General features: G+C 55.1%; 19 protein-coding genes. 10 read left to right on the forward strand and 9 right to left on the reverse strand.

Translation table 11 applies throughout. The features are described 5' to 3' along the window. Positions 1–179 precede the first annotated feature (179 nt). The 9 genes from HMPREF1556_RS07230 to polA all read left to right on the forward strand — a co-directional run bounded on the left by HMPREF1556_RS07230 (position 180) and on the right by polA (position 12,326). A complete protein-coding gene (locus HMPREF1556_RS07230) occupies positions 180–1,298 on the forward strand; it encodes a glycosyltransferase (protein WP_044125462.1) in 1,119 nt (372 codons plus the stop codon). Between the two features lie 6 nt (positions 1,299–1,304). Further along, entirely contained in the window at positions 1,305–1,901 is a 597-nt protein-coding gene (locus tag HMPREF1556_RS07235; protein ID WP_021667762.1) for a sugar transferase, read from the forward strand. A 21-nt stretch (positions 1,902–1,922) separates the two neighbouring features. Beyond that, complete coding sequence (locus HMPREF1556_RS07240; protein ID WP_021667763.1) at positions 1,923–2,804, forward strand: polysaccharide biosynthesis/export family protein; 882 nt, start codon at positions 1,923–1,925, stop codon at positions 2,802–2,804. Positions 2,805–2,814: 10 nt separating this feature from the next. Next, complete coding sequence (locus tag HMPREF1556_RS07245) at positions 2,815–5,202, forward strand: tyrosine-protein kinase (RefSeq protein WP_021667764.1); 2,388 nt, start codon at positions 2,815–2,817, stop codon at positions 5,200–5,202. A 426-nt stretch (positions 5,203–5,628) separates the two neighbouring features. Beyond that, a complete protein-coding gene (locus HMPREF1556_RS07250; protein WP_021667766.1) occupies positions 5,629–6,600 on the forward strand; it encodes a glycosyltransferase in 972 nt (323 codons plus the stop codon). Positions 6,601–6,617: 17 nt separating this feature from the next. Further along, a complete protein-coding gene (locus HMPREF1556_RS07255) occupies positions 6,618–7,496 on the forward strand; it encodes a hypothetical protein (RefSeq protein WP_021667767.1) in 879 nt (292 codons plus the stop codon). 9 nt (positions 7,497–7,505) lie between these two features. After that, positions 7,506–7,994: a S24/S26 family peptidase gene (locus tag HMPREF1556_RS07260; RefSeq protein ID WP_021667768.1), complete on the forward strand. Its 489-nt coding sequence runs from the start codon at positions 7,506–7,508 to the stop codon at positions 7,992–7,994. A gap of 488 nt (positions 7,995–8,482) precedes the next feature. After that, complete coding sequence (locus HMPREF1556_RS07265; RefSeq protein WP_021667769.1) at positions 8,483–9,502, forward strand: hypothetical protein; 1,020 nt, start codon at positions 8,483–8,485, stop codon at positions 9,500–9,502. Between the two features lie 64 nt (positions 9,503–9,566). Then, a complete protein-coding gene (polA, locus tag HMPREF1556_RS07270; protein ID WP_021667770.1) occupies positions 9,567–12,326 on the forward strand; it encodes a DNA polymerase I in 2,760 nt (919 codons plus the stop codon). A 439-nt stretch (positions 12,327–12,765) separates the two neighbouring features. Here the strand turns inward: polA and HMPREF1556_RS08750 are convergent, their stop codons facing one another. Further along, positions 12,766–12,924 (reverse strand): hypothetical protein, encoded by a 159-nt coding sequence (locus HMPREF1556_RS08750; RefSeq protein WP_198141867.1) that lies wholly within the window; start codon positions 12,922–12,924, stop codon positions 12,766–12,768. Between the two features lie 490 nt (positions 12,925–13,414). Here HMPREF1556_RS08750 and HMPREF1556_RS07275 point away from each other — a divergent pair, with 490 nt between their 5' ends. After that, complete coding sequence (locus tag HMPREF1556_RS07275; protein WP_198141869.1) at positions 13,415–15,079, forward strand: P-loop NTPase fold protein; 1,665 nt, start codon at positions 13,415–13,417, stop codon at positions 15,077–15,079. Between the two features lie 576 nt (positions 15,080–15,655). Here the strand turns inward: HMPREF1556_RS07275 and rsxA are convergent. The 8 genes from rsxA to HMPREF1556_RS07315 all read right to left on the reverse strand — a co-directional run bounded on the left by rsxA (position 15,656) and on the right by HMPREF1556_RS07315 (position 22,732). After that, entirely contained in the window at positions 15,656–16,237 is a 582-nt protein-coding gene (gene rsxA / locus HMPREF1556_RS07280) for an electron transport complex subunit RsxA (RefSeq protein ID WP_021667772.1), read from the reverse strand. A gap of 7 nt (positions 16,238–16,244) precedes the next feature. Then, entirely contained in the window at positions 16,245–16,832 is a 588-nt protein-coding gene (locus HMPREF1556_RS07285; protein WP_021667773.1) for an RnfABCDGE type electron transport complex subunit E, read from the reverse strand. A gap of 25 nt (positions 16,833–16,857) precedes the next feature. After that, a complete protein-coding gene (locus HMPREF1556_RS07290) occupies positions 16,858–17,520 on the reverse strand; it encodes an RnfABCDGE type electron transport complex subunit G (protein ID WP_021667774.1) in 663 nt (220 codons plus the stop codon). 4 nt (positions 17,521–17,524) lie between these two features. Further along, positions 17,525–18,502 carry an RnfABCDGE type electron transport complex subunit D gene (locus tag HMPREF1556_RS07295; RefSeq protein ID WP_021667775.1) on the reverse strand — a complete coding sequence of 326 codons (978 nt, stop codon included), beginning with the start codon at positions 18,500–18,502 and terminating at the stop codon, positions 17,525–17,527. 5 nt (positions 18,503–18,507) lie between these two features. Further along, positions 18,508–19,845 (reverse strand): electron transport complex subunit RsxC, encoded by a 1,338-nt coding sequence (gene rsxC, locus HMPREF1556_RS07300; protein WP_021667776.1) that lies wholly within the window; start codon positions 19,843–19,845, stop codon positions 18,508–18,510. 25 nt (positions 19,846–19,870) lie between these two features. Continuing rightward, a complete protein-coding gene (locus HMPREF1556_RS07305) occupies positions 19,871–20,776 on the reverse strand; it encodes a Fe-S cluster domain-containing protein (RefSeq protein WP_021667777.1) in 906 nt (301 codons plus the stop codon). A gap of 12 nt (positions 20,777–20,788) precedes the next feature. Next, positions 20,789–21,232, reverse strand: a complete 444-nt coding sequence (locus HMPREF1556_RS07310; protein WP_021667778.1) for a SoxR reducing system RseC family protein — start codon at positions 21,230–21,232, stop codon at positions 20,789–20,791. Positions 21,233–21,553: 321 nt separating this feature from the next. Further along, entirely contained in the window at positions 21,554–22,732 is a 1,179-nt protein-coding gene (locus tag HMPREF1556_RS07315; RefSeq protein WP_021667781.1) for an NYN domain-containing protein, read from the reverse strand. Between the last annotated feature and the right edge of the window lie 536 nt (positions 22,733–23,268).

Below are 23,268 nucleotides of genomic sequence, written 5' to 3' on the forward strand. Positions count from 1 at the left end.
CTTTTTCTGATGATGACAAAGGCTTCACGCCCTCATCCTTTCCGGAGCTCTTGAGCTAAGGTGGGGAAGCATGGAGCGGATCACTGGAGCGAGTATCTTACACGTTCTTCGAGGTGTAGTGATTAGCAAGGCTTTCTTCCGGCCCCACACTTGCAAGCTCGTATATATGGCACAACATGATGAAGGTATTACAACTTGGTAAGTTCTATCCCATCAAGGGTGGGGTAGAGAAGGTCATGGAGATTTTCACCGAGGGCTTAGCCGAACGAGGCTTCCCCTCCGATATGCTCTGTGTCTCTCGGAATGGCAATACAGAGAATGTCATCCTCTCCGAGCATGCGCGTGTCCTGCGTACCCAGAAGTTGGCTGAGATCGCCGCTACGATGATCTCTCCTCAGCTCATCTGGCGCCTGCGCTGTATCCGCCGTAAGTATGACATCATCCATGTGCACCATCCCGACCCGATGGCAGCCTTGGCTCTGTTCTTCTCAGGCTATAAGGGGAAGGTGGTCCTACATTGGCATAGCGATATCCTCAAGCAGAAGTTCCTCCTCCGTTTCTTCAAGCCTCTTCAGAGCTGGTTGATACGGCGTGCGGATCTGATCCTTGGGACTACGCCAGTCTATGTCGAGGAGTCGCCCTTCCTCAAGGATGTGCAGCACAAGACTTCCTTCCTGCCCATTGGAGTCGATCCCTATCCTTGGCTTTCGGATGAGATCAAAGATATCCGTGCTCAGTATCCTGGGAAGAAGATCATCTTCAGCATGGGACGTCTCGTCTCTTACAAGGGCTATGAGTATCTCATCTCCGCAATGACTCATCTGCCCGAAGAATATGTCCTCTTGATCGGTAGTGATGGCCCGCTCAAGGAGCAACTGCAGCAACAGATCGAAGAGCTTGGACTGAAGGAGCGAGTGACCCTACTTGGTGGGCTCAAGGAGGAGAAGAAGCAGGCTTACTTCGGAGCTTGTGATGTCTTCTGTCTCAGCTCGGTCATGAAGACTGAAGCCTATGCGATTGTGCTCGTCGAAGCGATGTCGCTTGGACGTCCTGTGGTCGCTACTAAGATCCCAGAGTCTGGGGTCTCTTGGGTCAATGCCCATGAGGTGTCGGGACTCAATGTGCCAGTGCGTGATCCCGAAGCTTTAGCCGAGGCTATTCATAAGATCTGTGGAGATCCTGAGCTATGGAAGTGCTATAGCCAGGGGGCTCGACAGCGCTATGATGACACCTTCACTAAGGACGAGATGATCAACAACTTGATCGAGGCTTATACCCAATTACTCAATAACAATTAAAGTTCTATGAATGCATTCGAACGCGTAATTAAGAGAGCATGTGACTTCATCTTTGCTCTTATCGCCCTCCTTATCTTCTGGCCTGTGATGGTGATCATCGCTATCCTGATCAAGAGAGAAGATCCATCGGGAGATGTCATCTTCCGTCAAGTCCGCATAGGCTACAAGGGGAAGCCCTTCACCCTCTATAAGTTCCGCTCCATGAGAATGGATGCAGAGAAGGACAATCGTCCTCAGCTCTATAGCGATGGTGATAGTCGTCTGACGCGTGTCGGGGCATTCATTCGTGCTCACCACCTGGATGAGTTCCCACAGCTGTGGAACGTGCTTAAGGGTGAGATGTCGTTCGTTGGTCCTCGCCCTGAGCGCCAGTTCTTCATCGATCAGATCATGGAGCGCAACCCCGACTATGTACGCCTCTATGCCGTACGTCCAGGACTCTTCTCCTACGCCACCCTGTATAATGGCTATACAGACACGATCGAGAAGATGCTTGAGCGCCTCCGTATGGACTTGGAGTATCTTGACAACTACTCACTCTTTACCGACGTCAAGATTATCACCCTTACGGCTATTTCCATTATATTTGGTAAGAAATTCTAAGCATAAATACTTTTCACGATAATGACCAAGAGATTACTTCGGATATGGGGGGGGGCTATGATGACCCTCGCACTCCTAACCCTCGCATCGTGTGACTCGGCTAAGCGTACGAACTACCTCCAGGATATCGAGGTAGCTAAGGCTTACGGCGTCAAACATGATGTAGGGATCGTCGTCCAGAAGGGCGATAAGCTTCGTATCATAGTGTCTAGCCTCGCTTCTCCCGAGCTAGCTCTGCCCTTCAACTCTAGGCTTGCTGCTCCTCAGAGCACCGCCACGAGTGTACGTGCCGAAGCGCTCCTGAAGAACGGACCTACGGTGGCTCCTGTCGATACCCTCAACTCTTACCTAGTTGATGCTGATGGCCAGATCCAGTTCCCTATCCTCGGTAATGTCTCCGTCACAGGGCTGAGCCTAGAGCAAGTGAGCGAGCACATTAGAAATCTCCTCGTCGGAGGCAACTACCTCAAGGACGCCCATGTCGTGACGAGCTTCGATAACCTGCGAGTTTACCTCCTTGGTGCCTTCGAAGTCAATCGTACGCTCTCTGGCAGTCAAGCCCAGCTGTTAGACAGAGGTTCCTTCCACCTCGACAATGCACAGACGAATATCTTAGAATTACTGTCTCGAGCTGGAGGCTTATCTGATCAGGCTGACTACTCTAAGTTGAGTGTCATCCGACGTGTCGGTCGTGAGTACGTCTACTACCGCCTAGATATGCGCTCGAAGAGTATCTTTGATTCTCCAGCCTTCTACCTCCAGCAGAATGATATTATCTATGCTGAGTACAAGTATCGTACTCGAGATACTGATCAGAAGGTCAGCATGGCTCTTGGCTATGTCTCGACAGCCGCTTCTGCTATCCTCTCTGCCCTAGCTATTATTTCGGTCCTCAAGCGATAGACGTCTCATTATGCCTGAACAGCAAATAACTAATCGACCGAGTGACAAGGGAGCAGACCTGAATCTCGTCGATATCTTCATGTACCTCTATCGGTACAAGTTCCTCTACATCCTCTGTGTGGGGATCGTCGTTGCTCTTGCCCTCTACCGCAATGCACGCCAGCCGTTCACTTACGAAGGGGTGGTCAAGATCTTCATCCGTGATGCTTCGCAGCGTACGATGGTCGACGACAATATGCTCCGCTACATGCGCAACACTCGACTCAATGTCTCCAACGAGCGTATTCAGCTTTCTTCTCGTCGGGTCATGCAGCGTACGGTTAGACTATCGGGAGCTAATGTCTTCTACAATGTCAAGAGTGGATTACGCACACTGGAGCTCTATGATGAAGCGCCGTTTAAGGTGACTTTCTTGGATACGCTGGATGTCGCTAATACTTTCCGTGTGTCTTATCAAGATGCTAGCCATGTCTCGATTAAGCTCGGTAAGGACGGGCGGACACAGGTGATCCCTGTAGGAGAGCCTATCCGCATCGGAGAGACTCGCTTCATCGTAGAAGCAAGGAAAACCTTTAATGCTCCTTGGGCTTATTCAGAGATCCAAGTCAGTCGCATCCCCTTTGTGGATGCTGTACGCTTCTATCAGCACTCTGTTGCTATAACTCAGCCTGAGGCGCAGACATCTACGCTCACTCTGACCCTCCGAGATAAGACCTTGAAGAGAGCACTTGATATCCTCGCTGCTCAGGTGATGGCCTACAATCAGGAGGAGGTAGAGATGCGTAATCAAGTCTCAAAGAATACTGCTGAGTTCGTCAACGAACGCTTGGAGGCTCTTAGCCGAGAACTGGGGGTTGTTGAGCAAGATATGACTCGCTTCTCAGCTCGTAATAAGACTATTGACTTTACCTCTAAGGTCGAGAGCTACAACGCTCGCTCCCTTGAGGAGGAAGATGCTTCCATCAAGATCGAGAAGCAGCTCAAGCTTGTCTCCTACATGCTCTCTCAGCTGAATAGCCCGAGCAAGCGCAACGAGCTCATGCCTCTGAATATCGCTATGCCCGACCCCGAGCTAGATGGCTACATCACGCAGTACAACCAGCTGAAGTTCCAGCGGGACAAGCTTGTCGAAAGTTCTGGTGGTAGTACGCAGAACCCCGTCATCGCTGAGTACGATGCTACGCTGGATCAACTTCGTAAGAGTGCAACCGAGATCCTGAACCAGCAGGCAAGCGCCCTAAGAGCTCGCCTCAAGAGTGTCGAGCGAGATCAGTCTGCCCTCTTCTCTAAGCTCCCAGGAGTAACCGAGGAAGGCCGTACCAAGGCTGACATTGATCGTCGCCTGGCTATCCAGGAAGGTCTCTACACCGAGCTCCTGAGCAAGCGTGAAGAGTATGCTCTGCGTCAGTCTATGACCCAGGATAGTGCCTATATCCTGGATATGAATGATGCGCCTAACACCCCTCCTGTCAGCCCCAATACACTCCGAACGATCGTCCTCGCCTTCTTGCTTGGGTTAGCCCTTCCTACGATCTTCTTGATCGTACGTCTCCTGACGGATAATAAGGTGCGTACCCGCAAGGACATCCTGGATCGTCTTACTATTCCTTTCCTCGGGGATATCCCGAAGGAAGAGCGAGCAAAGTCTGGTCATACTCGTGGTGTACGTGAGCAGGGTGGTGATGAGACGTCAGAAGCCTTCCGCGTCCTACGTGAGAATATGCGCTTCATGATCGGATCAGCAGCAGGGAAGACGAAGAAGATCATCTTCACCTCCTTCGGAGAATCAGCAGGTAAGTCCTACGTCTCCTACAACCTGGCTAAGACGCTTACTTTCTCTGGTCATCGTGTAGTACTTGTTGACTTAGACCTGCGTAAGGGGACACTCTCCCATCGTGCCGGTATCATCGGTAAGGGGGTCACCGAGTATCTCTCCGATCCGACGGTACAGGTCGATCAGATCATTCGCAAGGACCCCAATGCTCCTAAGCTCTCTGTCATCGCTTCTGGAGCAGTACCGCCTAATCCTGCGGAGCTCCTCCTTGGCGAGCGTCTCGACGAGCTTGCAGATAAGCTCAGCGAACAGTTTGACTTCGTCGTCTTTGACAACGTGCCCTTCGGTAGTGTCGCTGATGCTGCTATCGCCAATCGTGTAGCAGACCTCACGATCTTCATCCTTCGTGCTGCTAAGCTTGACCGCCGTGCGCTCCCTGAGCTTCAGCGCTTGTACGACGATCATATCCTGACTAACATGGCCATCGTCCTCAACGGTGCTACCGAGAGCGGACACGGCTATGGCTATGGTTATGGCTACGGCTATGGCTATGGTTACGGCTATGGTTACGGGAACAAGAAGAAGAAAAAGACCTTGCTCCAGCGCCTAGGCATTCGCCGTTAAGTTTACTGAAGAGATACACTCCTCCATCGACTGGAGGGGTGTATCTCTTTCTACTTTATAGCCTTACGAAGGACTGATGCTTCGTCTATCTCGTGGGCAGAGGTGTCGTCTTCCCAACGTAGACGCACAGTCTGCCTCAGAGATAGTAGTGTAGTCCCTCTAGGATCGAAGCTTCGTTAGTCTTGGCGATGAAGATGCCGTCTACTAAGGATTGACGTACCTTCCTTTTCGAGGCTATAAGTTCAGTCTGATCAGGATCGAAGCATCCTTCATCACAGTTAGAAGCGCCATGGCTCACCGGCTTTACTCTTTCCCTGCTCTTAGCTCCGACGTCGCTCTCTTGCCCTGCATAGTGCTTGGGGGAGGGGTGAACTCGTCTAGCTCCGAGACAAGGAGGCGTAAGGCGTCTAGCCCGCTATAAATGCTATGAGTTCCCCCAGCCCACTGCTCTCTGTACTCGTCCCCGTCTACAACGTCGCTCCCTATCTCGAGCAATGTCTAGACTCGATACTGAGCCAGCCCTATTCCGATCTAGAGGTGCTCGTCATCGACGACGGCTCTACTGATGGGAGCGGAGCCCTATGCGATCGCTATGCGGAGCGGGACCAGCGCATCCGTGTCGTCCATCAGGCTAATGCTGGGCTCTCAGCAGCACGCAATGCGGCGATGGACCTGATGCAAGGGGAGTTCTTCACCTGTGTTGATTCGGACGACTGGCTGACGGAAGATGCCTTCTCTGCCCCTATGTCCTACCTCGAGGCAAACCCGCTCATCGACGTCCTCGAGCTAGGCTATATCGAGGTGAATTGTCGGACGGGTGAGGAGCGCTCCGTCCTTGCTCAAGGGGCTGAATTTACCTCGGAGGAAGCCCTTCGACACCTCGCTGATCTCTCCGGAGTCACAGGCATGGCTTGGGGGAAGATCTACCGTACAGAGACGATGGGAAGACTTCGCTTCCCTGTAGGGAGGCCTTATGAGGATACGCCCTTTGTCTTCGAAGCTCTAGCTCGGGTACACCGCTACCGCTACCTCTCTTGGCTCGGCTACCACTATCGGATAGCACGCTCGGGGAGTATCACGGAGAGCTATGACGGGCGGATCGTTTACCTCTTCGAGAACCTCCTAGATCTACGGCCTACGATCGAGGCGCTACAGGCGGACTACCTCCCTCTGCTCCATGAGACCCTCTATCGCCGGCTACTCATCTTCTCGCTCTGGGCTATGCGTCATGCGCAGACGGCTCCAGGGCTACTCACTCTCCTTCTCCCCTACACGAAGCGCTTACGTAGCCTTAGCTACCCCAAGGGCTCTCAAGCTGACCGCCTTCGTCGTAGGCTTTTCCTCTCCTTCCCTCGCCTCTTTCTCTCCATCAAGCGATGCACTGGGCATCGCCACTAAAGAGACTCATATACTGTATGGACCAGCAACTGACTTATTGTATTGCTCAGGAGTATATCCGATTGATTACCCCTTCGGCAGAGGCTACACGTGCTATACTGCCGAACTATGAGCCTTTCCATGTAGACGCCCTCCCCGAAGGAGCGTCGCTACTCTTCACCTTCACGGGGGGAGTCGACCTCTCCGCCCTACCTCGCAAGACCCTCTTAGAGGATAAGCTCTTCGACGGGGTACGAGCCTCCATCTACCATACCTCTGAGTCTCGCCTCCTGCTGGAGCTATCGACTCAGGAGCGCACGCACACGATGGTCATCGACCGAGATTGGCAGGAAGTCCAGTCCGACGTCCTGATGGATGATCCTTCGGACTTCTTCTTCATCAACCGCCTGGTCATGATCGTCTACGGAGTGGCGATAGCCCCGCATCATATGCTGAAGATCCACGCTTCTGTGACGGAGCTAGAAGGCAATGCCCTCCTCTTCCTCGGTACCAGTGGTACGGGCAAGAGCACGCACAGCCGACTCTGGCGCAAGTTCGTCCCCGGGGCGACACTCCTCAATGACGACGAGCCGATCCTGCGTATCATGGAGGATGGCGAAGTGCGTGTCTTCGGATGCCCATGGAGCGGAAGTACTCCCTGCTACCGTAATGCCTCCGCTCACGTCACTGCTCTTGTTCACCTCCGACAGAGCCCAGAGAATAAGCTGACGAAGCTCCGTGGACGGGATAGCTTCGACTCGCTCTACTCCTCGACAGCCTTCCTGCATTCGGACAAGAAGCGCCACCTGGCTACCTTCGACACGGTAGCGGATGTGCTGGAGCAGATCCCCGTCTACCGCCTAGATTGCCGTCCTGATGAAGAGGCTGTCCAGCTATCTCGCACGCTACTGCCCTAAGACGTGTCGATGACTGGAGGAATAGGCCTAACAGCTCTGCAGAAGCAGAAGAAGATCCAGAGCGAACTCTTCTTCGCCGAGGTCCTAGATAGGATAGCGGCGGGGAAGCATCCTCGCCTCTTGCCTCGTGGCTCGAGTATGCGTCCCTTCATCCGAGGGGACAAGGATAAGATCGTGCTCTCTCAGCTGACAGAGGCTTCCTATACAGTGGGTCGTATCGTCCTGGTGCACCTAGATCGGGGCTACCTCATCCATCGCATCACTCGCATCGACGGCCCTGTCTACACGCTCCGAGGAGACGGCAATCCCTATCAGCGGGAGCAGTGCACACGGGATCAGATCCTAGCAGAAGTGACTGTGGTCATCCGAGGCAAACGGGAGATCCTCCTTGGGAGTAAGCTCTGGAAGCGCTATGAGCGCTTCTGGCCGGCTAACGATACCCTCCGTCGCCTAGCACTAGCCCTCTATCGGCGGACGCTCTACCGCTGGGGACTTTAGGGGAGAAGGCTTTCGAGGTTTCTGTCGCTACTGTTACCTCGAAGGAGGCGCTACTGCTACCTCCGAGTAGGCGCTAGTGGTGCCTCCCTCGTCGAATCAGGGCAACGGCTCTTCTTCCAGCTCGTCGCTTCTTCCCCCGCTTCACTACAGCTACCTGCAGACTTTCGGGCCCTGCAGGTAGCTGTTTTTCGTATGACCGTCACGGAGCTTCCCGCTTTCATACGGGCGAACTTCCCGCCTTAGCTCCTTGTGGCTTCTTCGGTAGACAGTGTTCCTTTTGTTCGCTCCTTCACTTCGTCTCGAGCCTACTTCTCCGCTCCCTCTTAGCTGGAAGAGGGAGAGGTCGGGGAAGGGGGGATTTTCCCCATGGTCTTAGGCAAAATGAATATCTTTGCTTATACTCTTAGAGTCTCTTCTCCTCCGCCTCTTGCTCGGAGAAGGCCTCGGGAAATCTCCTCCATCGACGACGATTCATCCCCCTCTGCTCCATGTATCGCTACATCTATCTCCTGCTCCTCATCGCTCTGGGCGGTGGTACGGCCTCCGCACAGCAGAGCTTCTCAGCTCCTGGGGGCTTCACTGTCCGTGTCGGAGACAGCCTACAGTTCGGACTTCCCGCCCCCGCTAAGAGCTATATCTATGTCTTCGATCGTCTCTCGCAGGAGCAAGAAGAGCTGCCTTCCCGCTTCAAGGAGGCTCTCCCCTTCAGCCGAGCCAAGGTGGAGGGCTACAAGCTCTTCGCAAGTGACTCTACAAGCGCCAAGCTGGATACCTTCCTCGTCCTTCGGCATCCTCGCTTCCCCGATGATACGCTCTTCCTCGATCTTAGCTGGGCTGTCTCTTCGGGCGAAGTGTTGGTCTCCGATCCCACGCACACGCCTCTCTTCCCCGAGGCCAAGGAGCTCACCCCCGACCTCTATGTGCCTGCCCTCCTCCGAGCTGGCTTCCTTGCTCCTGGGGAGATAGCCAAGGAGCTCTATCTCAACTTCGTCTCTACGATCAGAGAGGATACCTTAGCATCTGACTCCCCTGAGTATCTGCAGTTCGTCGCTCGGGCTACGGCTGAGCTCCAGCGGAAGACAGAGGCTTTCGACCTCGGACAGGTGTACTACATGAGCAAGGATGTCACTTGCTCCGGCTATAGCGCCAAACGGGGTGGTTATCCTGTGGAAGACCTATTCCTCGGAGGCTTCTCTGGTACTCCGCCTCGCCACCCAGGAACGCTCTTCCCTGCGAATGTGCAGGTCAAAGGGGATGTACCCTTTGTTGCCGTTCCTGCTGGGCGTGCTCGGCGCTATGAACAGCGCTCTTCGAGTGTCGGGAGCGATATACACTTACTCTCGGGGCGGGTCTACTTCGTCATACTCCCCGCCTCGAAGCCTCCTCGTCCAGAAGCTGCACACTTGCTCCCGACGATCAAGATCAGGTGTCGAGGCTTGGATCTCTATGAGTTCGCTCACTGCGAGTACTACCATCTGGGGTCGGGTCATGCCATCATCCCCCTGTAGTAGCCTACTCTTCTCCCCCTCTTTGTTTATCTACTCTTCTTCACCTCCCACATACCCTATCCTCATGCCTCAGCGCCTCTTCCTCCTCGATGCTTACGCCCTCATCTACCGAGCCTACTATGCCTTCATCAAGTCCCCACGGATCGACACCAAAGGGCGTAATACTAGCGCAGTCTTCGGCTTCGTGCTTATGCTTGAAGATCTGCTGGGGAAGGAGAATCCCGACGAGATCGCTGTAGTCTTTGACCCTCCTGGGGGGACATTTAGGCATCGGGAATACCCCGAGTACAAGGCCCAGCGAGAAGAGACGCCCGAGGGGATACGCATAGCCGTACCGCTCATTCGGGAGCTGCTGAAGGCCTACCGCATCCCCGCCGTCGAAGTCCCAGACTACGAGGCGGATGATGTCATCGGTACGCTCAGCGTTCACGCTGCCGAGGCAGGCCGTGAGGTCTACATGGTCACCCCGGATAAGGACTACGGACAGCTAGTGACCGAGCAGGTGCGGATGTACCGCCCGATGCAGGGAGGAGGCTACGAAGTCTGGGGACCGGAAGAGATTAAGGAGAAGTTCGGGCTCCAGTCGCCCCTCCAAGTCATTGACTACCTTGCCCTCCTCGGGGACAAGGTGGACAACATCCCCGGCTGTAAGGGTATCGGGGAGAAGGGAGCGCAGAAGCTCCTCGCCGAATACGGTACGATCGACAGCCTGCTAGAGCACGCCTCCGAGATCAAGGGCGCTACAGGCAAGAAGATCCAGGAAGGGGCGGAGGCTATTCGCCTGTCCTATTATCTGGCTACGATCCGCAGCGATGTCCCTCTAGACTATACCCCAGGAGCATTTGCCCGAGAGCCCAAGGACGAAGAGGCTGTGCGTAGGCTCTTCGAGGATCTGGAGTTCCGCACGCTCCTCTCCCGTGTCCTAGGCCCAGCCCGTCCCGCTACCCCTAAGCCTCAGCCTGAACCGATGGGGGATCTCTTCGCCCAGCTCGAGGAGCGGGAGGAGGTTGAGATGCCTGAAGTATCAGCCCTCCCGAAGCTCTCCATCGAAGTGCTCGATCGCTCTTCCCTCCCCGCCTTCCTCGCTCGTGCTGAAGGGGCGAAGACCCTAGCGCTTGACACCGAGACCACGGGCATCGACCCGTTGACCGCAGGGCTCGTCGCCATCACCTTCGCCCTAGATGCCGAGAAGACCTACTACCTCGACGTGCCTGCCGATGCCGAGGCAGCTCGCACCCTCCTGCAGGAGCTCCGCCCCCTCTTCACCCGTGAGGGTCTCCTCAAGGTAGGCCAGAATCTGAAGTACGACCTGCAGGTGCTCCGCTCCTACGGTGTCGAGGTCGCTGGGCCCTTCTTCGACACGATGATCGCCCACTACCTCCTCTATCCAGACATGCGTCACGGGCTTGATGAGCTGGCGGAGAAGTTCCTAGGCTATCGGATGATGCCCTTCGAGGAAATGATCGCTCCCCAGACTACAAAGTCCTTCGACCTAAGACTGGTCGAGCCAGAGCGCCTACAGTTCTACGCTGCCGAGGACACCCACATCACCTACCTCCTCTATGAGTACTTCTCGGCACGGATGGAGAAGGCGGGACTCACGAAGCTCTTCGAGGAGATCGAGATGCCTCTGATGCTTGTCCTCCTCAGGATGGAGCGGGAGGGCGTGCGCCTAGACAAAGCGTGTCTTGCCCGGCAGGCCGAGGAGCTCCAGCGTGCCCTTGCCCTTCTCGAGGAAGAGATCAACACCCTCATCGGCCATCCGATCAATATCAACAGCAGTAAGCAGGTGGGCGAAGTGCTCTTCGATGAGCTCCAGATCGTCGACAAGCCCAAGAAGACTAAGACTGGTGGCTACACCACAAGCGAAGAGGTGCTGGAGAAGCTTCGGGACAAGCATCCTGTCGTAGGGAAGATCCTGGACTATCGAGGGGTGAAGAAGCTCCTCAGCACCTATGTCGAGTCCCTGCCTGAACTGGTCTATCCCGATGGCAAGATCCACACCACCTTCAATCAGACCATCGCTGCTACGGGTCGCCTCTCCAGCAGTAATCCAAACATCCAGAACATCCCCATCCGCACTCCCGAAGGCCGTGCTATCCGTGAGGCCTTCGTACCGGACGAAGGCTGTACCTTCCTCAGTGCCGACTATTCGCAGATAGAGCTTCGTCTGATGGCGCACTTCAGCCAAGACCCTGCCCTCATCGAGGCGTTCCGTTCAGGACAAGACGTGCATCAGGCTACGGCTGCCAAGATCTACGGCATCCCCCTAGAAGAAGTGTCGCCCGACATGCGCCGCCGTGCGAAGACTGCCAACTTCGGTATCATCTACGGGATCTCTGCCTTTGGGCTCAGCGAACGGCTCTCTATCCCCCGCAAGGAGGCCAAAGAGCTTATCGACGGCTACTTTGCCTCTTATCCTGGGGTGGCTCGCTACATGACGGAGGTCATCGAGACCGCTAAGAAGCAGGGCTATGTGACGACGCTCCTTGACCGCCGTCGCCTCCTACCCGACATCAATAGCGCCAATGCCGTCGTCCGTGGTTACGCCGAGCGCAACGCCATCAATGCCCCTCTGCAAGGCTCTGCTGCCGACCTCATCAAGATCGCCATGATCCGCCTGGACGAAGCGATCCGTCAGCGGGGGCTCCACAGTCGCATGATCCTGCAGGTGCACGACGAACTGAACTTCAACGTCCCCTTCGCCGAACTCGAAGAGATGACCGAGCTGGTACGCGCGACGATGGAGTCGATCTACCCTTCGCTCCTCGTTCCCCTCGAGGTCAGCATCGGCCACGGCCCCACGTGGCTCGCCGCCCACTAGCCCCGTCGCCTCCTCCCCGCCCAAGCGCCCGCTCCTTTCCCCTCCCAGCGGGCTCTTGCTCCCCTGTCCCCTCAGCGCATCAACGATAGCCCCCGTAGCGAAAGCCTCCTTTCGCTACGGGGGCTTCTCTCTTCCCTACGCTTTCCCTCTCCTCGCCCTTCCTTCAGCGTCTCTCCCGAGGCACCAGTAGCGCCTCTCCTGAGGTACTACTGCTACCTCCAAGGAGGCGCTACTGGTGCTTCTAAGGTGTAGCTACTACTGCCTCTTTTGCTTTCTCTTCAACCCTCCTTCTGAGGCAAGAAGCCCCCTGTAAATAAGGCGCTTCTCCCGCCTTCTCCCCCTTGCACGAGCTAAGGAAAAACCTCATAAGATAGCACTTGTTAGCACGTTCCGAAACTGCTACCTTTGCTCTGATACTAGTTCCTCATTCATTACCGACCTAATACATCTTCCTAGCTATGAGTCGCACCTGGACTTCATTCTTAGCATGGGTAGAAGACATGCACCAAGCGTGGTCAAAGCATATCATCCCCGTAGTCGTCGTAGCCGTGGCCTTCGGCATGCTCCAGAAGCCCCTCTTGGCACTACTCAGTTTCATCGAGTCGACTTGCTTATCCCATCTATCGCCAAATTGGTTCGGTGGATTAGTTCTCCTCCTTGTCGGCTACCTACTTAAGCGGGAATGGGATTATCGGAAGATCTATGTCCCTCGTCCTGTCTCCTTGTGGCTCATCCTCTTGCTTGGGATCTATCTTTGCTATAGGCATTGGGAAGGCTCTTTCTCCTTTTGGTCGATCCCTTACTTAGGGGAGCTAGCTTGGGCGGATCTCTTGCTAATTCCTTGGGGTGGGGCTGTAGCCATCGCCCTCCGATCAAGGTCGAAGGAAGATCGCTTCTTCCTGGGCTTAGTTTTGCTGGTCCTTTGTGCCGTTCTTTATTTCCCACCTCAAGCACAAGGGAAGCCTTCCTTAGTGTGGGCTCTCCTGAGTCTTTGTGTTGCTGTAGGTTCTTGCCTGTTAGGTTATCTCATTCTATACCGATGGAGCGACAGACTACAGCCTACGAGCAAGGAAGAAGCTCAAAAGGTGATGGAGCTAAGTTCTCGGGTCATAGACCCTGATAATGCCATAGAAAGTGAGAAGGATGACTGGTTGAACTTTTCTGCGATGGCTTGGGTCGAGCACAAGAATCTGAAAGCATTAGACCTGAGTAAGGGGTCTTTGACGGTCGGGATTCTTGCCCCTTGGGGAAGGGGAAAGACTTCGTTTATCAACCTCTTGAGAAAACGATTAGAGAAGGATGGCGGGATCATTATTTCATTCAACCCTCGTGGCTCGAAGTCTGTTTCCTCGATCCCAGAAGACTTCTTTGATTCCTTTGCGAAGGAGTTATCCCGGCATTATTTAGGCTTTGGACTCTTACTCGCTCGCTACACTAAGCATATAGGATTGCTCAATCAGTATGAATGGACTCGTCCCTTGGGTTCGTTGCTTACTTTACTCTTGCCAGGGAAAGAGCAGGAGGCGGTCAATCGCACCCTTAGAGAGCTCGGTAAGCGGGTATATGTCCTTCTTGATGATCTAGACCGGCTCTCAGGAGAAGAAATACTGGAAGTCCTCAAGCTTATCGACCGCAACGCCTCCTTCTCGAATACGGTCTTCATCACAGCCTATGACAAGGCGTATGTGAACAACGTGCTGAAGAAACATCTAGATCACGGGCTTGATCATTCCTTCATTGACAAGTATATCTCCTGGGAGATTCCCTTGCCAGAGCTAGATAAGGAAATGCTGAAGCGACTTATGAGGATAGAGTTACATATGAGGGGAAAGGATGGTTATGCTATGGTATATGAAGAAATTCAGAAGGGATGGGAGGAGGTCGGTAGTACAGTCGTAGAATCCTTGAATTCGGTGCGAGATCTCAAGCGTTATCTTAATCTAGTTATCCCTCGCTACAGCCGGATATTTAGCAAGGTGGATTGTAGAGATTACTTCTTGCTCTATTTGCTTTGCTACAAGGATTTTGGTGTTTATTTAGCTCTACATTCGAAACGAATTCTACAACTAGATGTTCCTACCCAGACCTATGTGCTTATCCCAAGTTATGAGGAAGAGCTGAAGCAAGTGTCTCAATGGAAAGGAAGTAAAAGTATCCTAGAGAGGTTGTTCGCTCCGATCCCAGAAGAGGAAGAGACATATCCGAGGAGGCCCTCTCTTCGTAATGTGTCTCAGTTTGATACTTACTTTAGGGGGTTTAGCTTCCCGGAAAGAATTCTTTACGGGCAAGTTTTATCGGAAATAACCCTCTCTATGAGAAAGGGGACTCTTCTTAATGATATGGATGACCTGCTCAAGAAGCAAGAGGTAGGGCATGTCGTTGATACCTTCCTCTATCTAGTGAGATCTTCTCGTCAAGGGAGAGGAGTTCGAGCAGAGGCAATTAAGGCTATGGCGTGTATGTCCTTCACTGGGAACTTGCCCAAGAGGGAGGCAACGATCCTGAAGAAAGAACTTTTCGAGTTCCTTTCTTTAGATCGGTATGAGATGTATAAAGAGCTTCAGGTTGCTCCAGATCTTCCGAGCTATAAGTCCTTGTTGGAGCCAATGCTCACTTTTGTCGTTGAAGAGAACCCTCAATGGATATCTGATGTAATCCATGTGCTTAATCTTGAAGAGGGCAGATCTTCCGAGCGGTATGTTTACACTGCCAAGGAGCTTTCTAAGCTATTATCAGATCATCAGAAGAGCTAAGGAGCTCAGTCGGAGCTCTGCAATGGCATTCGGGAGGATCTCCTAAGCCTTGTTTGTAAGAGGGATAGTAAGAGCTCTGCCTAGTATCCTGCGTGGCTACCGAGCAACTTACCTCCTTGTCCCAGAAGTGTCGAACGGTGTGCGTATGGATGGTCGCATTTAGGGATAGGATCCCCGTCCTAGTATCGCCAAGCGTGAGCACGTTACAGGTCGGCGCTTGCTTGTCCTGTAGGAGGAGTAGAGAGGTACACTTGAAGTGTGATTGGACGAACAACAGATCCCCCAGCTAGATCTACCTTAGACTATGTGAGGAGTACCCCGAAGGATGAGCCTTGTAGGGGCTTTGAGCTCTTGCCTGATGAAAAGGCTGATTTGCATAGCATCGCCTACATATATCGGGCGGTCTTAGCCCAAGAGGAGTGAGAGCGTCAGTAGGCTAGCTCCGAGGGGTAAGGCTATGGCGCTACGGCGGGGACGACTGGGCTTCCTCCTTGCCCTTGCTCGGGAAAAAACAGTACCGGCCAGCTCGCAGATGCGGGCTGGCCGGTATCGTATGAGGGAGGGGGCTTGTACGCCTTACATCTTCACCATGCCACTGAAGCCCATGAAGGCCATGGCAAGGAGACCCGCTGAGATCAGCGCAATGGGTATGCCCTTCATAGCGGGGGGCAGTTCGGTGCGGCTGAGTTGCTCACGGATGCCAGCGAAGACTACTAGCGCCAGGGTGAAGCCTAAGGCAATGGAGATGGCGTAGACAATGCTCTCGAGGAGGTTGAAGTCCTTTTGGATGACTAGGATCGCTACCCCGAGGACACAGCAGTTCGTAGTGATCAGGGGAAGGAAGACCCCGAGGGCTTGGTAGAGGGCGGGTGATACCTTCTTGAGGATGATCTCTACCATTTGCACTAGGGCGGCGATGACGAGGATGAAGGTGATGGTCTGCATGTACTCCATCCCTAGCGGCTCTAGTACGAACTTCTGGAGAAGGAAGGTGCACATCGTCGAGAGGGCTAGGACAAAGGTCACCGCAGCGCCCATGCCCAGCGCCGTGTCTACCTTCTTGGATACGCCGAGGAAGGGACAGATACCGAGGAACTGCGAGAGTACAACGTTGTTGACGAAGACCGCAGCGACAAAGAGGAGGAGGTAATGTGTCATGGGTGGATTACTTCTTGCTGCTGAGCTTATTCTTGAGGGCGATGAGGTAGCCTAGCACGAGGAAGGCTCCAGGAGCGAGGACGAAGAGGAGTGCTCCGTATTCCTTGGGCAGGATCTGTAGCGTGAAGACGGCACCACTGCCGAGGAGCTCACGTAGCAGGCCCAGCACCGTCAGGGAGAGAGTGAATCCGAGGCCAATACCTACGCCGTCGAGGCACGAGTGGAGGACACCCTGCTTGGCTGCTACCGCTTCGGCACGACCGAGCACGATACAGTTCACGACGATCAGAGGGATGAAGAGCCCCAGCGAAGCGTAGAGGCTAGGGACGAAGGCCTGCATGAGCATCTGCACGATCGTCACAAAGCCTGCGATGACGACGATGAAGCTAGGGATGCGGACAGCGTCGGGGACGAGGCTCTTGATCAGGGAGATGACGGTATTGGAGCAAATGAGGACGAACATGGTCGCCAAGCCCATCGCCATACCATTGAGCGCTGAGGTCGTCGTGGCGAGCGTAGGGCACATACCGAGGAGGAGCACGAAGGTAGGGTTCTCCGTCGTGATGCCGTTGCGGATGATATCTAGCGGTTTCATAGGATCGAGGACTGAGGGTAGGGGGTTACTTCGATGCCGAGGAGTCGGCTGGCGCTACTGCGGGGGCTGGGCTGGGAGCTTCACCTGTCCTGACTTCGAGCGTAGAGAAGGTGCGCCAAGCACGATTGACTGCATCGAGGAAGGCACGGCTACTGATCGTCGCAGCGGTGATAGCGTCTACCTTCCCCCCATCCTTAGAGACGGTGAGGGGGGCTTCCTTCTTCATGTCCAGCCCACGTACATCGCGGATACCAGAGCCTTCGCTCTTCTCGTGGTACCACTCGGGTATGCGAGATCCGAGACCAGGGCTCTCGGAGTGCTGGAGGACGGAGAAGTCTACGAGCTGACCCGTAGCATCGAAGCCGACCATCACACGGATAAGCCCGCTGAAGCCCTTCTGCGTGTAGCTCTCGATGGCAAAGCCTACCAGAGCCCCGCCCTTCTTAGCAGGGTAGACGGTGAGGCTGTCTGTCTCGCCCTCGGGGAGGACGAGCATCTTCTCCGCAAAGGGGTTATTATCGAAGGCGGGGGCTACGGCACGGATAGCTTCTACCTTGGCCTTCATCTCTGCCTCGGCGATGGGAGCCGTCGTCACGTGGTTCACGACAGCGAGTATCCCCGAGACGAGGACGCATATCCCTCCGAGGGAGAGGAGCATGTTGGGGAGTGTCGAACTGAGCTTCTTCATACGGCTAACGTCCACCGAAGTGCTTCGGACGGATATACATGTTGATCAGAGGAGTGAAGCTATTCATGATGAGGATAGCGAAGGACATCCCTTCGGGGTAGCTGCCGAAGAGACGGATGAGGATCGTCAGTAGACCGATCAGCGCACCATAGAGGAGTTGACCTCGGGCGCTCATGGGGCTCGTCACATAGTCCGTCGCCATGAAGATCGCCCCGAGCATCATACCACCGGTGAGCAGGTGGAAGAGGGGTGAGGGATAGAGCGCTGGGTCAATGAGGTGCATGAGCCCAGAGAAGGCGAAGGCCGTCCCTAGTACGGCTACGGGGATGTACCACGTGATCACTCGGCGATAGAGCAGGTACCCCAGCCCAAGGAGTAGCGCTAGCGCACTCACTTCGCCCAGACTACCGCCATGGATGCCGAAGAAGAGGTCCATGGACGAAGGGATCTGGTCCCAGCTCATGCCAGGAGCACCTGTCTGTATCCCCTTGGCTATGCCTAGTGGGGTGGCGCTGGTCACTGCGTCGGTATAGCTCATGTACTGCCCAGGCTGTGGCCAGAGCGTCATCTGAGCAGGATAGGCGATGAGGAGGAAGACACGCCCCACAAGTGCGGGGTTGAAGATATTTCCTCCGAGCCCTCCGAAGCTCATCTTCCCTACACCGATCGCCACCACTGCGCCGATGAGGATGATCCACCAGGGGAGACTCGAGGGAAGATTCATCCCGAGGAGGAGCCCCGTAAGAATGGCGGATCCATCGCCGATGGACGTGGGTCGCTTGTAGAGATACTTAGTGATAGCCCATTCGGTGACGACACAGCCTAGGACACTTACAAGTAGGACAACGAAGGCTCCTAGCCCGAAGGTGAAGAGTGAGACTAAGCACGCTGGAGCTAGGGCGATGAGCACCGCATACATGTTGCGCTCGACGCTGTCACCGCTGTGGATGTGAGGGGAGGGGGATATGATGAGACGATCCATGGGGATTAGCTTTTGCGGGCACGGATGATGGCGGAGACCTTCTGCTTGCCCGTACGGATGAAGTCAAGGAGAGGGCGGTTAGAAGGGCAAGTGTAGCTACAGGACCCACACTCAATGCAGTCCACGATATAGCCCTTCTCGGTGGCTTCCCAGTCGGCATACTGGACATCCCGCATGAGGAAGGCAGGGTTAAGCCCCATAGGGCAGACGGAGACGCACTTGGCGCAGCGGATGCAGTTGCGCATGGGGCGACGGGTGGACTCTTCACGGGGCAGGATGAGGATGCCCGAGGTGCCCTTGGTCACGGGAACTTCGGTGCTCAACAGCGCCTTACCCATCATAGGACCACCGCCGATGATCTTACCCGTGTCTTCGGGTAGACCGCCCGAGGCTGTGATGAGATGCCCGATGGGTGTGCCGATGCGAGCTCGGAAGTTCGAGGGGGTCTCCAGGTGCTTGCCCGTGACGGTAGTGATGCGCTCGACCAAAGGTTTCCTCTTCTGCACGGCTTCGTAGACAGCGAATACCGTCCCGACATTCTGCACGACAGCTCCTGCGGAGATAGGTAGGGCACCGCTCTTGATTTGCTTGCGAAGGACGGCGTCGATGAGTTGCTTCTCCCCGCCCTGTGGGTACTGCACCTTCAGGGGAAGGACCTCTGTGCCCTCGTAGTCCATAGCGAGCTGGGAGAGGTAGAGGATGGCATCCTTCTTATTGTTCTCGATCCCGATGACAGCACGGCTTACCCCGAGGGCACGCTTGAGGATCTCTACGCCGACGAGGATCTCTTCTCCCTTGCTGAGCATGAGGGCGTGGTCACTGGTGAGGTAAGGTTCGCACTCTACAGCGTTGACGATCAAGACCTCAGCCTTAGCTCCTGGGGGAGGGGAGAGCTTGACGTGGGTGGGGAAGGTCGCTCCTCCGAGCCCTACGATACCGGCGGCGGAGATGCGCTCGATGATCTCCCGAGGCTCTAGGCTACATGCCTTGATGAGATCAGGGGAGCGGTCGATGCCTTCTTCCCATTCTTCCTCCTCGGTCGATACGCTGATGACGATGGCGGGGCGCTTGTAGCCCCCAGCGTCGAAGAAGCTGTCGATCTTGGTGACCTTACCGGTGACGGAGGAGTGGATGTTGGCAGAGATGAAGCCCCCGGTCTTAGCGATGACTGTACCGACTTTGACGAGGTCGCCCTTCTGCACGGTAGGGACGGCAGGAGCGCCGATGTGCTGACCTATGGGGATGATGACCTCACGTGGTAGAGGAAGCTCTCTGATGGGCTGCTCTGCCGAAAGTTTGTTTTCGGGGGGATGGATACCACCGAGACGGAATGTACGTAGCATGTGTCGTAGGTGAGAGGTCTATAGGTTAGGCAGTAAGCGGTTCGGAGGGTGGTGTAGGAGTGGAAGGGGCTGTAGGCTCCTTCTCCTTCTTGGGGGCTTCTTCCTGAGGTTCCTTAGGCTTGGGGGGAGGGAAGCCTAGCTCATGGATGGCGTGGGTAGGACAGACGGGGACGCACTTACGGCAGAGGCGACACTTGGTGTGATCGATGTAGGAGAGGTTGTCGGCGATGGTGATGGCATCGAACTTACACTCCTTGAAGCAGAGGGAGCAACCGATACACGCATTGCTACAAGCCTTCTTAGCGACACCGCCCTTATCCTTGTTGACACAGCTGACGAAGATGCGCCGACTCTTAGGCCCTTTCTTGCGTAGCTCGATGATGGTCTTAGGGCAAGCCTTGACACAGGCACCGCAGGCCACGCACTTGTCCTCGAGGATGACGGGCAGGCGGGTCTCAGAGTCCATGTACATGGCGTCGAAGTTACACGAATGGACGCAGTCTGCCATGCCGAGACAGCCCCAGCTACAGTCGGTGTCCCCCTTGTAGAGGGCGGAGGCGATGGCACAGCTACTAGCTCCGTCGTAGATGTTGGTGCGGGGTCGAGCTTCGCAGGTACCGTTGCATCGGACGACGGCTACCAGCGGGTCTTGCTTCTGAGCAGCGATGCCGAGGATCCCGCTGACCTTGTCCATGACGGGCGTCCCACCTACGGGGCAGAAGAGCCCCTCGAGGGTCTCGCTCTTACAACAAGCGCCAGCGAAGGCGGCACAACCAGGGAAGCCACAGCCCCCGCAGTTCGCCTGGGGCAGGACATCTGCTACCTCTGCGATGCGAGGGTCTTCCTTGACCTCAAACTTCCGAGAGACGAAGTAGAGCAGGACTGCTCCTATCGCTCCGATAAGCGTCAAGACGATGATCGTGATATACATAGGGAAAGAGTGCTATTCGTGGTGAGGGGCTAGGGATTCGACCCGAAGGGTAAGGCGACGCCCTAGGCGGTGGCGCTGTGAGTAGAGCAGGAGATAGTAGAGGGTAAGGACACCGAGTGCTAGAGCTACCGAGCCCCCTTCACTGAGCTGGAGCAGGGATTGCCCTAGGGCAACCGCCGCCACGAGGAGCAGGAGGGGCAGGACGAAGGCCAGGAGCACAGCCAAGCGACCTACGCTTGTCCGAGCTACTACTCGAACGGGCTCGCCGATGGAGAAGCTCCGTCCGTGCGTCTTCAGCTGTAGATAGCGATCCTTGCATTCGGTGCTGACACACCAAGAGCGGGCGTGGCACTGGCTACAGGCACTCTGTTGCTGGATCTGGACGGTGACTTCGTCGGGGGAGATAGCTGTGACGATCCCCGGACGCTGATCCGTCTCTTTAATAGTTCCGTTCATGTGGTGAAGTGCTAATGGGTGAGGGGCCGTAGTTATCGACCCAATATCATCGGTGCTCTTCTCGAGGTCGATCCGCCCAGGGAGCGGGGCTGAGAAGCTGTGGCACCAGAGCCATCTTATTCACATGAACAAATGTATATATTCAAAGAGAAAGACGCAAACCCTACGAATGTACGTTCTCTCTCCTCCCGTAGCTAACCCTCTGATCCAAGCAGGGCTAGGGTGTGGGTCGTACCGTAGGGGTATGTAAAAAAGCCCTGCCCAGAGCGCTCCGACGAGTGCTCTGGGCAGGGCTAAATATTTTAGGAAGTCGCTCGGGCTCTACTCTTGACCGAGGAGGGTGACGTCGGAAGCGACGAGCTGACCCTTGTCGTTGCGATTCAGATGGACCTCTACGAAGTCTCCGACGAGGAGGTCATTGAAGTTCACTCCGTTCAGACTCTTGTAGTGGAAGAAAGCGTTCTCCTTGACTCCGACGTCGATGAAGCCGAAGCCTGCCTTGAGGGTATTGATCTGCCCCCGGATGAAGCCTGAGGGTAGCTCTTCGCCGAGGATGATGGTTGGCTTCTCTTCGGGCAGGTCTATGTGACCGATGACCTTGACTTCGGGTGCTTCGATCGAGTCCTGCACCGAGAGGGTGACCTCAGGCTCGGGAGCCTGGGCTAGACGGGGCTTGTCGTCCTCAGCGCTAGCCTTCTCCTCTTCGGCGGGGGGCAGTTCGTCATCCTTGAGACGATCCACACTGGCCGAGTCGATGGGGCGGGAGTGAGCGGTAGGCGCCTGATAGGGGCGACCCTTGACTTCTCGGCTACGCTCTTCGGAGACGCCCTTGTTGACGAAGAGCCCGTTGATGATGGGGTCGCTCCGGAAGGCACGGCTGTCGATCAGCTCGTTCATCATGATGGGGTAGGTCGCTTCCTCTAGGAGTTCGAAGGATGTGTAGGTAGTCGTTGGCTCACGACGTGCCTCACCATCGTGCTCGAGGTCCCAGCCGAGGATCATCACACGCGTACCTAGGGCATGGAGCTTGCGCACGAGTGGGATGTAGTCGCCATCTGCGGCGATGAGCACCACGACATCGAACTCGTGCTGTAGGGCACGCTCATAAGCTTCGAGGGCGAAGAGTACGTCGACGCCTTTCTCCTTCTTCTTGTTCCCCTTGCCCGCACGAGACAGAGGGAGGTGGTGCATCGTCACGCCTTCAGCATTGAGCACATCATCGAAGAGACGCTCGTAGTAGAGCACGTCGCCCGAAGCACGAGCTGCCTCGGGAGCGGTGAGGCGACCACGGAAGTAGTGTGCATCGACGATCTTGCAGAGTTCGGGAGAAGTTCCCTCGAGTTGAGCGATTTGATATTTGAGGAAGCGATGCAGACCTCCTACGCTGAGGCGACTTTTTCGTTCGTGATACTGATAATAAAAAGTACTGACGTGCCAGAAGTAGTTGCCGTCGTAGAATACCCCAACTCGGGTGAGGTGTGATTTTTTTTCTTTAAGCATAATTCAATCTAATTGTATAATTAATAAGCGAAAACTGGTCACTACAAAGTTACTTCTTTTCTTTTGGACTAGCACGCTCCCCAGGCGTGATGGGCAGAGGTTTTGCCGATTTAATGTTCGCAGTCGTCAGAAGGGGTTCGTCCGAGGCGAGCGGTCGGAGGAGATAGGACGATCTAACCGATGGATATATATGCTCGTTTCGGGTGGGTTTGTATCTGTTTTTATGGGATTTATACTAGGTGATTTATCTTCTATCTTATTTTTATAGATATATGTGATCTGAGTGATGAGGTTCGATGCTAGAGTCAGTCATCCTACCTTCTTCCTTTAGAGGGAGGATGGGGGCGGAGGTTTAATAGCTGTGCCTAAGTAGACCCTCGATGCTCGAGGGGGACGGAGCCCTTTGCGCTCCGTGCTGTGAGGGAGGCGTGGGGGCCAATTCGTTCGTAGTCGAGGCATGGGCCTCTGTCTTACTAACGCCCGAAGGGTAGCAAGTAGTTCAGCACCCCTCAAAAGGGATCCACGGTAGGTCGTCT

The organism is Porphyromonas sp. oral taxon 278 str. W7784, assembly GCF_000467855.2.
GTDB lineage: Bacteria > Bacteroidota > Bacteroidia > Bacteroidales > Porphyromonadaceae > Porphyromonas.